This is a genomic window from Chitinimonas lacunae (assembly GCF_042650885.1).
GTDB lineage: Bacteria > Pseudomonadota > Gammaproteobacteria > Burkholderiales > Chitinimonadaceae > Chitinimonas_A > Chitinimonas_A lacunae.
Genome location: NZ_JBHSBU010000001.1, coordinates 2,822,132 through 2,834,086, shown reverse-complemented (window position 1 = coordinate 2,834,086; position 11,955 = coordinate 2,822,132). Strand labels below are relative to the sequence as shown.

General features: G+C 61.8%; 17 protein-coding genes. 16 read left to right on the top strand and 1 reads right to left on the bottom strand.

Going from position 1 to position 11,955, the window contains the following annotated elements:
• The first annotated feature begins 6 nt into the window (after positions 1-6).
• The 10 genes from hisH to ACFOW7_RS12070 all read left to right on the top strand — a co-directional run bounded on the left by hisH (position 7) and on the right by ACFOW7_RS12070 (position 5,351).
• Entirely contained in the window at positions 7-651 is a 645-nt protein-coding gene (gene hisH, locus ACFOW7_RS12115) for an imidazole glycerol phosphate synthase subunit HisH (RefSeq protein WP_378164549.1), read from the top strand.
• A 25-nt stretch (positions 652-676) separates the two neighbouring features.
• Entirely contained in the window at positions 677-1,432 is a 756-nt protein-coding gene (hisA, locus tag ACFOW7_RS12110) for a 1-(5-phosphoribosyl)-5-[(5-phosphoribosylamino)methylideneamino]imidazole-4-carboxamide isomerase (protein WP_378164547.1), read from the top strand.
• A gap of 33 nt (positions 1,433-1,465) precedes the next feature.
• The gene (gene hisF / locus ACFOW7_RS12105; RefSeq protein WP_378164545.1) at positions 1,466-2,233 is read left to right on the top strand and encodes an imidazole glycerol phosphate synthase subunit HisF; all 768 of its coding nucleotides are present in this window, start codon (positions 1,466-1,468) and stop codon (positions 2,231-2,233) included.
• A gap of 42 nt (positions 2,234-2,275) precedes the next feature.
• Entirely contained in the window at positions 2,276-2,659 is a 384-nt protein-coding gene (gene hisI, locus ACFOW7_RS12100; protein ID WP_378164543.1) for a phosphoribosyl-AMP cyclohydrolase, read from the top strand.
• A gap of 71 nt (positions 2,660-2,730) precedes the next feature.
• Complete coding sequence (locus ACFOW7_RS12095; RefSeq protein WP_449252243.1) at positions 2,731-3,057, top strand: phosphoribosyl-ATP diphosphatase; 327 nt, start codon at positions 2,731-2,733, stop codon at positions 3,055-3,057.
• Positions 3,054-3,410 carry a histidine triad nucleotide-binding protein gene (locus tag ACFOW7_RS12090; RefSeq protein ID WP_378164539.1) on the top strand — a complete coding sequence of 119 codons (357 nt, stop codon included), beginning with the start codon at positions 3,054-3,056 and terminating at the stop codon, positions 3,408-3,410. The genes ACFOW7_RS12095 and ACFOW7_RS12090 overlap by 4 nt, the downstream gene beginning before the upstream one ends.
• A 33-nt stretch (positions 3,411-3,443) precedes the next feature.
• On the top strand, positions 3,444-3,665 hold the full coding sequence (gene tatA / locus ACFOW7_RS12085; protein ID WP_378164537.1) for a Sec-independent protein translocase subunit TatA: 222 nt from the start codon (positions 3,444-3,446) through the stop codon (positions 3,663-3,665).
• Between the two features lie 19 nt (positions 3,666-3,684).
• On the top strand, positions 3,685-4,047 hold the full coding sequence (gene tatB / locus ACFOW7_RS12080) for a Sec-independent protein translocase protein TatB (protein ID WP_378164535.1): 363 nt from the start codon (positions 3,685-3,687) through the stop codon (positions 4,045-4,047).
• 3 nt (positions 4,048-4,050) lie between these two features.
• Positions 4,051-4,791 (top strand): twin-arginine translocase subunit TatC, encoded by a 741-nt coding sequence (gene tatC, locus ACFOW7_RS12075; RefSeq protein ID WP_378164533.1) that lies wholly within the window; start codon positions 4,051-4,053, stop codon positions 4,789-4,791.
• Complete coding sequence (locus ACFOW7_RS12070) at positions 4,788-5,351, top strand: metal-dependent hydrolase (protein WP_378164531.1); 564 nt, start codon at positions 4,788-4,790, stop codon at positions 5,349-5,351. The genes tatC and ACFOW7_RS12070 overlap by 4 nt, the downstream gene beginning before the upstream one ends.
• Positions 5,352-5,715: 364 nt before the next feature.
• On the opposite strand, the gene ACFOW7_RS12065 is transcribed toward ACFOW7_RS12070, so the two are convergent.
• On the bottom strand, positions 5,716-6,882 hold the full coding sequence (locus ACFOW7_RS12065; protein WP_378164529.1) for a Do family serine endopeptidase: 1,167 nt from the start codon (positions 6,880-6,882) through the stop codon (positions 5,716-5,718).
• 22 nt (positions 6,883-6,904) lie between these two features.
• Here ACFOW7_RS12065 and ACFOW7_RS12060 point away from each other — a divergent pair, with 22 nt between their 5' ends.
• From ACFOW7_RS12060 to ACFOW7_RS12035, 6 genes are all read left to right on the top strand, one after another.
• A complete protein-coding gene (locus tag ACFOW7_RS12060; protein ID WP_378164527.1) occupies positions 6,905-7,657 on the top strand; it encodes a Nif3-like dinuclear metal center hexameric protein in 753 nt (250 codons plus the stop codon).
• Positions 7,658-7,784: 127 nt separating this feature from the next.
• Positions 7,785-8,366, top strand: coding sequence for a ubiquinol-cytochrome c reductase iron-sulfur subunit (petA, locus tag ACFOW7_RS12055; protein WP_378164525.1), 582 nt, complete (start codon positions 7,785-7,787; stop codon positions 8,364-8,366).
• 19 nt (positions 8,367-8,385) lie between these two features.
• Positions 8,386-9,729 carry a cytochrome b gene (locus tag ACFOW7_RS12050; RefSeq protein WP_378168023.1) on the top strand — a complete coding sequence of 448 codons (1,344 nt, stop codon included), beginning with the start codon at positions 8,386-8,388 and terminating at the stop codon, positions 9,727-9,729.
• A gap of 15 nt (positions 9,730-9,744) precedes the next feature.
• A complete protein-coding gene (locus ACFOW7_RS12045; protein WP_378164523.1) occupies positions 9,745-10,566 on the top strand; it encodes a cytochrome c1 in 822 nt (273 codons plus the stop codon).
• A 166-nt stretch (positions 10,567-10,732) separates the two neighbouring features.
• Positions 10,733-11,338, top strand: a complete 606-nt coding sequence (locus ACFOW7_RS12040; protein ID WP_378164520.1) for a glutathione S-transferase N-terminal domain-containing protein — start codon at positions 10,733-10,735, stop codon at positions 11,336-11,338.
• A gap of 60 nt (positions 11,339-11,398) precedes the next feature.
• Positions 11,399-11,872 (top strand): ClpXP protease specificity-enhancing factor, encoded by a 474-nt coding sequence (locus ACFOW7_RS12035; protein ID WP_378164518.1) that lies wholly within the window; start codon positions 11,399-11,401, stop codon positions 11,870-11,872.
• Positions 11,873-11,955 lie beyond the last annotated feature (83 nt).

The window sequence follows — 11,955 nt, the reverse complement described above, 5'->3', positions numbered from 1 at the left end:
ACTCGCATGAAAATCGCCGTCGTCGATTACGGCATGGGCAATCTGCGTTCGGTGGTCAAGGCGCTGCAACACGTCGCCGACACGGCCGACGTGGTGCTGACTTCCGATCCGGCCGAAGTGGCCGTGGCCGACCGGGTGGTATTCCCGGGCCAGGGCGCCATGCGTGACTGCATGGCCGAACTTGATGGTCGTGGCCTGCGCGAAGCAGTGATCGCTGCGACCACCGACCGGCCGTTTCTGGGCATCTGTGTCGGTGCCCAAATGTTATTTGAACTGAGTGCCGAAGGCGGCAATACGCCGGGTCTGGGCTTGTTCGGCGGCGATGTGGTGCGCTTCCCGGCCGAGCGGATGCTCGACGGACAAGGCCAACGACTCAAGGTCCCGCATATGGGCTGGAATCGGGTACGCCAGCAGGGCAGCCATCCGCTCTGGCATGGCATCGCCGACGGCAGCCGCTTCTATTTCGTTCACAGCTACTATCTGCGCCCCAGCGACCCCGCCTTGACGGCGGCTGAGTCGGACTATCCGTTCCCCTTCACGGTGGCGGTCGCCCGCGCTAATATTTTTGCCACGCAATTCCACCCCGAGAAAAGCCACGCTGCGGGTCTCAAATTGCTGGCCAACTTCGTTGCCTGGAACGGCAAGGTCTAAACCTCCCAATCTCGCTCAAGCCATCATGCTGATCATTCCCGCCATCGACCTCAAGGACGGTCAATGCGTGCGCCTCAAGCAAGGCGAAATGGACTCCGCCGACGTGTTCGGTGCCGACCCGGCGGCCGTCGCCGCCCGTTGGCTCGAACAAGGCGCCCGTCGCCTGCATCTGGTCGATCTCAACGGCGCCTTTGCCGGCAAGCCGAAGAACCTGGAGGCGATCAAGGCCATTATGGCCACGGTCGGCGATGAGGTTCCGGTACAGCTTGGCGGCGGCATCCGCGATCTCGACACCATCGAGAAATATCTCGACGCCGGCCTGCGCTACGTCATCATCGGCACCGCCGCCGTCAAGACGCCGGGCTTTCTGCACGAAGCCTGCGATGCCTTCCCCGGACACGTGATCGTCGGTCTCGACGCCCGCGACGGTCGGGTGGCCATCGACGGCTGGTCCAAGATCACCGGCCATGATGTGCTCGACCTCGCCCGGCGCTTCGAAGACTACGGCGTCGAAGCGGTGATCTACACCGATATCGGCCGCGACGGCATGCTGTCGGGCGTCAATATCGACGCCACGGTAAAGCTCGCCCAGGCGCTGACGGTGCCGGTGATCGCCTCGGGTGGTTTGAACGACCTGAACGATATCCGCGCCCTGTGTGCCGTGCAGGATGAGGGCATCGCCGGCGTTATCGCCGGCCGCTCGATCTATGAAGGCACGCTCGACTTTGCAGCTGCTCAGCAGCTTTCAGATGAATTGTCTGAAGAGGCGCAGCGCGTCTAGCACCGAGTTTTCCTGTTTTTTTAGGTGAGGCATATGCTGGCCAAACGCATCATCCCTTGCCTCGACGTGGCCGCCGGTCGCGTGGTCAAGGGCGTCAATTTCGTCGGCCTGCGCGATGCGGGCGATCCAGTCGAGATCGCCCGGCGCTACGACGAGCAGGGTGCCGATGAACTGACTTTTCTCGATATCACTGCCAGTTCCGACCAGCGCGATCTGATCCTGCCGATTATCGAAGCGGTGGCCGATCAGGTATTTATCCCGTTGACCGTGGGCGGCGGCGTGCGTCGGCTCGAAGACGTGCGCCGGCTGCTCAATGCCGGGGCCGACAAGGTCAGCATCAATACCACTGCGGTCAATCAGCCCGAACTGGTCGAAGAGATTGCCGGCCGTTTCGGCTCGCAGGCCCTGGTGGTGGCGATCGACGCCCGCCGGCGCGAAGACGGCAGCGGCTGGGAAGTGTTTACCCATGGCGGCCGTACCGCGACGGGGCTCGATGCCATCGAATGGGCCCTGACCATGCAACGGCGCGGCGCAGGCGAACTGCTGCTGACCAGTATGGACCGCGACGGCACCCGCTCGGGCTTTGACCTGAGCCTGACCCGGGCGGTGGCCGATGCGGTCGATATTCCGGTGATCGCCTCTGGTGGTGTCGGCAATCTGCAACACCTGATTGACGGTATTGTCGAAGGCCACGCCGACGCCGTGCTGGCGGCCAGCATCTTCCATTTCGGCGACCATACGGTGGCCGATGCCAAACGTCTGATGCGGGCGCAGGGTATCGAAGTCCGCCTGGACGACTGAACCGACCCCTGCCCAGCTGAACCGACCCCCGAGGAGAAGCCGATGGATTGGCTCGATGCCGTGCGCTGGGATGAGCGCGGCCTGGTCTGCGCCATTGCCCAGGACGCCCATAGCGGCCGGGTGCTGATGGTGGCCTGGATGGACCGTGAGGCGCTGGCGCTGACAGCGGCCCAGGGTGTGGCCCATTACTGGTCGCGTTCGCGGGGCCGGCTGTGGAAGAAAGGCGAAAGCTCGGGTCATTTGCAGACGGTGCAGGAAATCCGCCTCGATTGCGACGGCGATGTGGTGCTGCTACAGATCGAGCAAATGGGCGGTATCGCCTGCCATACCGGACGCCAAAGCTGCCTCTACCGACGGCTGGACGCGGGTCGATGGGTCGAGGTTGACCCGGTGCTGCGCGACCCGTCCCAGATCTACCGCGACTGAGTCGCGCGACTTGTCACCAAAACGTCTTCTCAGACGCCTATAATCTTTTATTCCGTCCGGAGTCCCGCATGATCTCCACCGATATCCTCCGCCGGCTGGCCGAGACCATCGAAGCCCGCAAAGGCGCCGATCCGGCTTCGTCCTATGTCGCCAAACTGCTTGATCGTGGCCTGGACGACATTCTGAAGAAGGTGGGGGAGGAAGCCGTCGAGACCGTGATGGCCGCCAAGGATGGCGACCGGCTCCATCTGGTGCGCGAAGTCGCCGACCTGTGGTTTCATACCCTGGTGCTGCTGGCCAGCCAGGGACTCGGACCGGATGATGTGCTGGCCGAACTGGCGCGGCGCGAGGGCATTTCCGGCATAGACGAAAAGAATTCGCGAGGAGCGGGACAATGAGCGACAACTGCCTTTTCTGCAAGATCGGCCGTGGTGAGATTCCGTCGAACAAGGTGTACGAAGACGACGAAGTGATTGCTTTCCACGATATCCATCCGGTTGCCGATGTGCATTTCCTGGTGGTGCCCAAGCGGCATATCGAATCGCTGCTCAAAGTCGAATCGGCCGACCAGCCGCTGCTGGGCCGCCTGCTGACCCTGGCGCCCGAGCTGGCCCGCCAGCAGGGTCTGGGCGAAGGCTTCCGTACCGTGATCAATACCGGTCCCAAGGGCGGTCAGTCAGTCTTCCATCTCCACTTGCACGTTATCGGCGGCCATAGCCGCAATGACGGCCTGGTGCCGCAGACCCACTAAGGCCGGTCTGCGCGGTTCTTTCAAGGAGTTTCCATGGGTTCGTTTAGCATTTGGCACTGGCTGGTGGTTTTGCTGATCATCGTGCTGGTCTTCGGTACCAAGAAGCTCGGCAATATCGGCAAGGATCTCGGTTCGGCCGTGCGCGGTTTCAAAGACGGCATGAAGGAAGGCGAACAGCCGCCCAAGATCGCCGAGAAGGAAGTCAACGGCGGCGGTCGCGTCTTCGACAACGAAGCCAGCCGCGACAAGCGCTGAATAACACGGGAACCGGCCCGTGTTTGAAATCAGTTTCGGCGAGATGCTGGTGGTCGGCGCAGTGGCGCTGATCTTTATCGGACCGGAAAAACTGCCCAAGGTCGCCCGTACCCTCGGAGCGATGATCTCGCGTGTCCAGCGCTACGCCGCCGGGGTCAAGGCCGATATCCAGCGCGAGATCGAGCTCGATAATCTGCGCCGGCTCGAAGCCGAGTTGCAGGACGCCGGCCGCACCCTGATCAGCGAGGCACGCGCCGGGATCGAACCTGTCGCCGACAGCCTGAGCCAGGCCGAGGAAGCCAGTAAGCAGACCATCGACCAGGCGCTGGCGGCATTCGAGACGCCACCGCCTGCCGCGCCACCCCCGCGCGATCGCCGCTGAGCCATGCAACAAGACCTGCAACCGCTGATCGAACACCTGATCGAATTGCGCAACCGGCTGGTGCGTGCTGCGCTCGCCATCCTGGTGGTGTTCCTGATCCTCTTCAACTGGCGCGGTGAGCTTTACCACCTGCTTGCCAGCCCGCTGCTGGCCGCGCTGCCGGCCGGCAGCCATATGATCGCTACCGACGTCACCTCGTCGTTTTTCGTCCCGCTCAAAGTGACGGGCATGGTGGCCTTCCTGATCGCACTTCCCTACTGCCTCTACCAGGGCTGGGCCTTTGTGGCGCCCGGCCTCTATCAGCATGAAAAGCGGCTGGTGATGCCGCTGTTGATTTCAAGCGTGCTGCTGTTTGTGGTCGGAATGATATTTGCCTACTTCCTGGTATTTCCAGTGGTCTTCGGCTTTATGGCCAAGGCCACGCCCGAGGGGGTGGCAATGATGACCGATATCGATAAATACCTGAGCTTCGTGCTGGGCATGTTCCTGGCCTTCGGCGTCACCTTCGAGACCCCGGTGGTGGTGATGGTGCTGGTCAGAATGGGCCTGGTCTCGGTCGAGAAGCTCAGGGAAATCCGCTCCTATGTGATCGTCGGCGCCTTTGTGATCGCGGCCATCGTCACACCGCCCGATGTGCTGTCCCAGGTGATGCTGGCTGTGCCCTTATGGCTGCTGTACGAAGTGGGTGTGGTGCTGGCGGCCTGGTTGATGGTGCCCAAGCCCGCCGACACCGAACGCGCATGAGCCCGATCACCCATCTACTGATCGGATGGAGCGCAGGCAACGCTGTCGGCCTGCGCGGCCGCGATCTGGCCCTGGTGACCTGGGCCGGCGTGCTGCCCGATCTCGATGGCGCGGGTGCCCTGCTCGATATCCTCTTTCAGGCCGCCGGCCAGGAAACCCAGTTCTACGCCATGTACCATCGCTACCTGCTGCATGGCCTGTTCGGCGCGCTGGCGATTGCCGGCATCCTGTGCCGTTACGCCGTGTCGCCGCGCCGGGTCTTCTGGCTTGCCCTGTTGACCATCCACCTCCACTTTCTGGGCGACCTGCTCGGTTCGCGTGGCGCCGATCCTGCTGAGATCTGGCCAATTTTCTATCTCGAACCGGTGAGTTCTGCGCTGCGGCTGTCCTGGTCCGGCCAATGGCCGCTCAATGCCTGGCCCAATATCGTGCTGACGCTGGGCTTGCTGCTGTGGGGACTGTGGCTCGGTATACGCGACGGCCATACGCCGCTTGGCGTGATCAGCGCGCGGGCCGACCGGGCGGTCGTCGCGGCACTGCGGGCACGCTTTGGACGGTGAAGTATTTATTTGTTAATAAATGCCGCGCTGTGTCTTGCAAAGAGTTTTCCTGAATTTTTCTATTGCTGCTTTGCGCCAGGGCTGGCCAAAAAAGCCAGTGCAAGTGCGGGCTGCGTTAGCGCCTTTTCTGCCCCAATCGGCGTCGTTCTAATGGCTTTGCCTCTTTCGATCCGGACACGCTGACGCCGAATCGTCCGGCAATGCTCTGTTGCTGAGAAACGCAGCGCCGGCCCGTCCGGACAGCAAGCGCCAGGTCGAGCCACCCGTGTGACCAGTCAATCCGAGGCAAACGGCCATATACCGATGCGCCGTTGACCCACGCTTTCACAGCGCCTGACCAGCTGGCCTCGGTGGACGCCCACTGCTATTCCTCTTCTTCGAGTATCCGGGTCTCAAAGCGTGGACGCTTGCCGATCTTGACCTTGAAGCTCTGCTGCTTGCCGTTGCGCAGCACCCGGGTCTCGGTAAGCTGGCCTGGCGTGAGGCCGGCGATGACATTGAGCATGGCGGCCGAATCGGGAATCGGTTTGCCGTCGATCGAAATCAGGACGTCGCCGGGCTTGATCCCGGCCTTGTCGGCCGGGCCGCCGCGCACCACGCCGCCGATCAAGGCCCCTTCGGGGTGGTCGAGCTTGAAGCTGGCGGCCAGTTCAGGGGTCAGATCCTGTGCTTCGATACCGACCCAGCCGCGCGTGACCGAGCCTTCGCGGATGATCTGTTCCATCACCTGTTTGACGATGCTGGCCGGAATGGCGAAGCCAATGCCCATCGAGCCGCCGGTGCGCGAATAGATGGCGCTGTTGATACCGACCAGATTGCCCTGGGCATCGACCAATGCACCGCCCGAATTGCCAGGATTGATGGCGGCATCGGTCTGGATGAAGCTCTCGAAGGTATTGATGCCAAAGCCGGTGCGGCCAAGCGCCGACACGATGCCCATGGTGACGGTCTGACCGACGCCAAAAGGATTGCCGATGGCGAGCACGACATCGCCAACATTCAGCTTTTCGACTTGTCCAAAGGTAATGGCCGGCAGATTGCCCAGTTCGATCTTGATGACGGCCAGGTCGGATTCGGGGTCAGTGCCGACGACCTTGGCTTCGGCGGTCCGACCATCGGCCAGGGCGACCTGGATTTCATCGGCCGACTCGACCACATGGTTATTGGTGACGATATAGCCGCGCTCGCTGACGATCACGCCAGAACCGAGGCTCGAAGTGCGCTGATTGTCGGGACCGTCGAAGCGGTCGCCGAAAAAGCGGCGGAACAGGGGGTCGTCGAGCAGGGGATGGCGGCGGGTGCGTACCGCCTTGCTGGTATAGATATTGACCACCGCCGGCATGGCATGACGCACCGCGTCGCGGTAACTGCCGCTGCCGCCCGTGGCGGCGACTGCCTCGGGAATGGTCTCGCGCAGTGTCACCACTTCGGCAGGCTTGGGCAGCATGCCGGGCCGCAACAAGGTGAGCAGGAACCAGACGGCCAGGCCGATGGTGGTGGTTTGTGCGAAAATCAGCCAGAGTTTCTTCATCGGACGACCGTCTGTGGCAAGTATGGCGATTTCTCTCGAACAGCTGGAAAAGTATAGCGGACAACTTCTGCAACCCGATCGCTTCCGCGATTACAGCCCAAACGGCGTGCAGGTCGAGGGGCGGCCCATGGTAGGGCGGCTGGCCTGCGGGGTGACGGCGAGCCTGGCGCTGATCGAAGCGGCGCTGGCTTGGCAGGCAGACGCCATTGTGGTGCACCACGGCTATTTCTGGAAGAGCGAGGACAGCCGGATCATTGGCAGCAAGAAGCGTCGTCTGGCGGCGCTGCTGCGTGCCGATGTCAGTCTGCTGGCCTATCATCTGCCGCTCGATGCCCATCCGGAGCTGGGTAACAATGCCTGTCTCGGGCAAAAACTGGGCCTGGAAGCCGAGGGCCGTTTCGGCGAGCAGGAGCTGGGCTGGTTTGGCCGCCCGCGCGAAGTGCTGACGCTGGGCAATTTCGCTGCTCGGGTCGAGCTGGCACTGGGTCGGCGCCCGCTGCTGATCGGCGATCCAGCCAAACCGCTCAAGCGGGTGGGCTGGTGCAGCGGCGGTGCCCAGGGCTATTTCTCGGCGGCCATCGAGGCCGGTTGCGATGTTTATCTGACCGGCGAGGCATCTGAACACAACTATCATACGGCGCTGGAATCCGGCGTCGGCTTTATCGCCGCCGGCCATCATGCCAGCGAACGCTATGGTGTCCAGGCACTGACTGCCCATCTGGCGACAGAGTTCGGGCTCGAATGGCGCTATTTCGAACTCGATAATCCAGTCTGAGCAGGTTGTGGCACAGGTTCGACAAACAGATAACCCTGGCGGGAAGAGTGCTTAAGTTATCTCGGCGATTCGGATAGAATCGCGTGATTTTCCAGGGTTAGCTTCCTACAAAGTCAGGGATTGGGTTATGACGAATCAAGTGGACAACAGCAAGCGGCGGTTTCTGACGCTTGCGACCGGCGCCGTCGGAGGCGTTGCGGTGGCGGGGGTTGCGATGCCGTTCGTCGCAAGCTTTTTCCCGTCTGAACGCGCCAAAGCTGCCGGTGCGCCGGTCGAGGTCGATATCAGCAAACTCGAGCCGGGCCAGAAAATCAATGCCGAATGGCGCGGCAAGCCGGTTTGGGTAGTAAACCGCACTCCCGAAATGCTGAGCAATCTGTCCAAAATCGAGGGCAAGCTCACCGATCCGAAATCCGAAGGTAGCGAGCAGCCCGAATACTGCAAAAACGCTACCCGTGCCCGTAAACCGGAAATCTGGGTCGCACTGGGTGTCTGCACCCACCTCGGTTGTTCCCCCACCTTCCGCCCCGAACTCGCGCCGGCTGATCTTGGCGCCGATTGGGTCGGTGGTTTCTACTGTCCCTGCCACGGTTCCAAATTCGATCTGGCTGGCCGAGTCTACTCGGGCGTGCCTGCGCCGACGAACCTGGTGATCCCGCCGCATAAATATCTCAACGACCAACTGCTGCTGGTCGGCGAAGACCAGTAAAAGGGAACGGCCCATGAATATGAGCAAGCAGGCACAGCAGGTGCTCAGCTGGATCGACGACCGCTTTCCGCTGACCAGTTCCTATAAGGCGCATATGTCCGAGTACTATGCGCCGAAGAATTTCAACTTCTGGTACTACTTCGGCTCGCTGGCGCTTCTGGTGCTGGTGTTGCAGATCGTGACGGGCATCTTCCTCACGATGAACTACAAACCTGACGGCAATCTGATCCCCGGCACCAATGTGTCGGTGGCCTTTGCCTCGGTCGAATACATCATGCGCGATGTGGCGGGTGGCTGGATCATCCGTTACATGCACTCGACCGGCGCCTCGATGTTCTTCGTGGTGGTCTATCTGCATATGTTCCGTGGTCTGGTGTACGGCTCCTACCAGAAACCGCGCGAACTGGTGTGGATCTTCGGCATGCTGATCTTCCTGTGCCTGATGGCCGAAGCCTTCCTGGGCTATCTGCTGCCGTGGGGCCAGATGTCGTTCTGGGGTGCTCAGGTGATCGTGAACCTGTTCGCTGCCGTGCCGGTGATCGGTCCTGATCTGGCCGTGTTCATCCGTGGCGACTTCAACGTTTCTGACGCCACCCTGAACCGCTTCTTCGCCCTCCATGTGATCGCCGTCCCGCTGGTGCTGCTGGCGCTGGTGGTGGCCCACCTGGTGGCGCTGCACGAAGTCGGCTCGAACAACCCTGACGGCGTCGATATCAAGAAGCTCAAGGACCCGAAGACCGGCATCCCGCTCGACGGTATCGCCTTCCACCCCTACTACACGATCAAGGATATCTTCGGCGTTGCCATCTTCCTGGCGCTGTTCAGTGGGGTGGTGTTCTTCGCGCCCGAAGTCGGCGGCTACTTCCTGGAATTCAACAACTACATTCCGGCCGATCCGCTGAAGACCCCGCCGCATATTGCGCCGGTCTGGTACTTCACGCCGTTCTACGCCATCCTGCGCGCCGTGCCTTCGTTCTGGGGCACCCAGGTGTGGGGCGTGCTGGCGATGGGCGCTGCGGTGGTGATCATCGCTTTCCTGCCCTGGCTCGATCGCAGCCCGGTCAAGTCGGTACGCTACCGTGGTCCGAAGTTCAAGATCATGCTGACCCTGTTCATCATCTGCTTTATCGGCCTGGGCATTCTCGGTGCGCTGCCGCCGACCGATGTGCGCACGGTGCTGTCGCAGATCTTCAGCGTGGTGTACTTCGGCTTCTTTATCAGTCTGCCGTTCTATAGTGCCAACGATATCGGCAAGCCGGTGCCCGAGCGGGTCACCGAGTCGAGCACGGCCCGTCAGATGCAGTTCCTGATGATGGTCGGGGCTGCGCTGGTCGGTTCGTTTATCTTTGCCAAGGTGGTTTGAGCGAGCGAGATGACAATGAAAAAATTCCTTCTCAGTCTTATCGCCGCCGGCGCGACCCTGTGGTCGGGCCAGGCACTGGCCGCTGGTGCCGAAGTGGCGCTCGACAAGGCGCCGATCGATGTTCGCGATGTCGAGTCGATCCAGCGTGGCGCGCAGCTGTTCTCCAACTACTGCCTGTCCTGCCACGGCGCCGTGGCCGTGCGCTACAACCGGATGATGGATCTCGGCCTGTCCGAGCAGCAGATCCGCGACAACCTGATGTTCGCCGCCGATAAGCCGGGCGAGACCATGCGGGTGGCGATGACCGCGGCCGACGGCAAGGTGTGGTTCGGTGCCACGCCGCCTGATCTGTCGCTGATCGCCCGTTCCAACCGGCCCGACTGGCTCTATACCTATCTGCGCAGCTTCTACCGCGACAGCAGCCGGCCCACCGGCTGGAACAACGCGGTGTTCGACAAGGTCGGCATGCCCCATGTGCTGTGGCAGCTCCAGGGCGACCTCGAACTCAAGGTGGTGCCGGGCCGCGTACAGCAGCCAGCACCCGATGTGGTGCGCAGCTGGGAACACGTCGAGCACAAGGACGGCAAGGACGTGGTCAGCACTCATCAACTGGTGCTGACCAAGGCCGGTGAACTGACCCGACTCAACGACGGCAAGGCCGTCACGCTCGATTACGACCGCAAGGTGGCTGACCTGGTCAACTACCTGGTATGGATGGGCGAGCCGGCCCAGACCACCCGCGAGCGGATCGGTTATGGCGTGCTGCTGTTCCTGTTGTTCCTGCTGGCGCCGATGGCCTACTTCCTCAAGCGCGAGTACTGGCGCGATATCCACTGATAGCGTGGCTGCCAACGAAGAAAGCGGGTTTTCCCGCTTTTTTCTTTTGTATCAGTCACTTACCACGAAAATATGGATTTCGGCCGGGGCGGGGTGATAAAATGCTACGTTACCCAGCAGACCCTCTAACTCGGAGCGGACCGTCCCGCTCCCGGAGACCGCCGATATGATGACCTTGTATTCCGGAACGTCCTGTCCTTTCAGCCACCGCTGCCGTATCGTGCTGTTCGAGAAGGGAATGGACTTCCAGATCGTCGATGTCGACGTCCACAACAAGCCCGAAGACCTGTCGGTGATGAACCCGTACAACGAGGTCCCGGTGCTGGTCGAACGTGACCTCGTGCTGTATGAGTCCAATATCATCAACGAGTATATCGACGAGCGTTTCCCGCATCCGCAACTGATGCCGGCCGATCCGATCATGCGTGGCCGGGCCCGGCTGATGCTGTTCAACTTCGAGCGCGAGCTGTTCGTCCATGTGCGCACCCTCGAAGACAGCAGCTCGACCAAGAAGGAACAGGAAAAGGCGCGTACGGTAATCCGCGACAACCTGGGCCAGATCGCCGCCATCTTCGCCAAGCAGAAATTCATGCTGGGCGAAGAGTTCTCGATGCTCGATGTGGCCATCGCGCCGCTGCTGTGGCGTCTTGAATACTACGGCGTCGAAGTGTCGAAGCCGATGGCACCGATTCTCAAGTACGCCGAGCGCATCTTCAGCCGCCAGGCCTTTATCGATTCGCTGACCCCGAACGAAAAAGCCATGCGCAAGTAAGCGCGTCCGGGCGCTCCAGGGCGCCCGTGCTGTTTTTCCCCTTTCCCGGTCTTTCCCACTATGAGCACGGTTCCGATCAAACCCTATCTGATGCGCGCCATCCATGAATGGTGCTCCGACCAGGGCTTTACGCCCTATCTCGTCGTCGCGGTCAAAGGCAAGATGCAGGTGCCGATGGAGTTCGTGAAAAACGGCGAGATCGTGCTCAACATCAGCTACAACGCTACCCGCAACCTCCATCTGGGCGACGACTACGTGCGTTTCTCGGCCCGTTTCAACGGGGTGTCGCGCGATATCATCGTGCCGGTCGGCGCCGTGGTGTCGCTGTTTGCCCGCGAAAGCGGTGAAGGGATGGCCTGGGAGCCGGAACCGGGTGACGGGATGGTCGAAGAAGCCAAGGTGTCGCCGCTGCGCGCCGTGGCGACCGATGAGCCGGAAACGCTGCCGACCCCGGCCGCCGAGCCAGTCGCTCCTCCACCCGAGGACGAACCGCCGCCCACCGGTGGCCGGCCGCGGTTGCGCGTGGTCAAGTAAGCATCCCGATGGCAGAGGCGGTAACGGTTGTGCCGTTGCCGCCCGGTCTCTCAGCGCTCTCGCGCTGTCTTCTCCCCGGATGG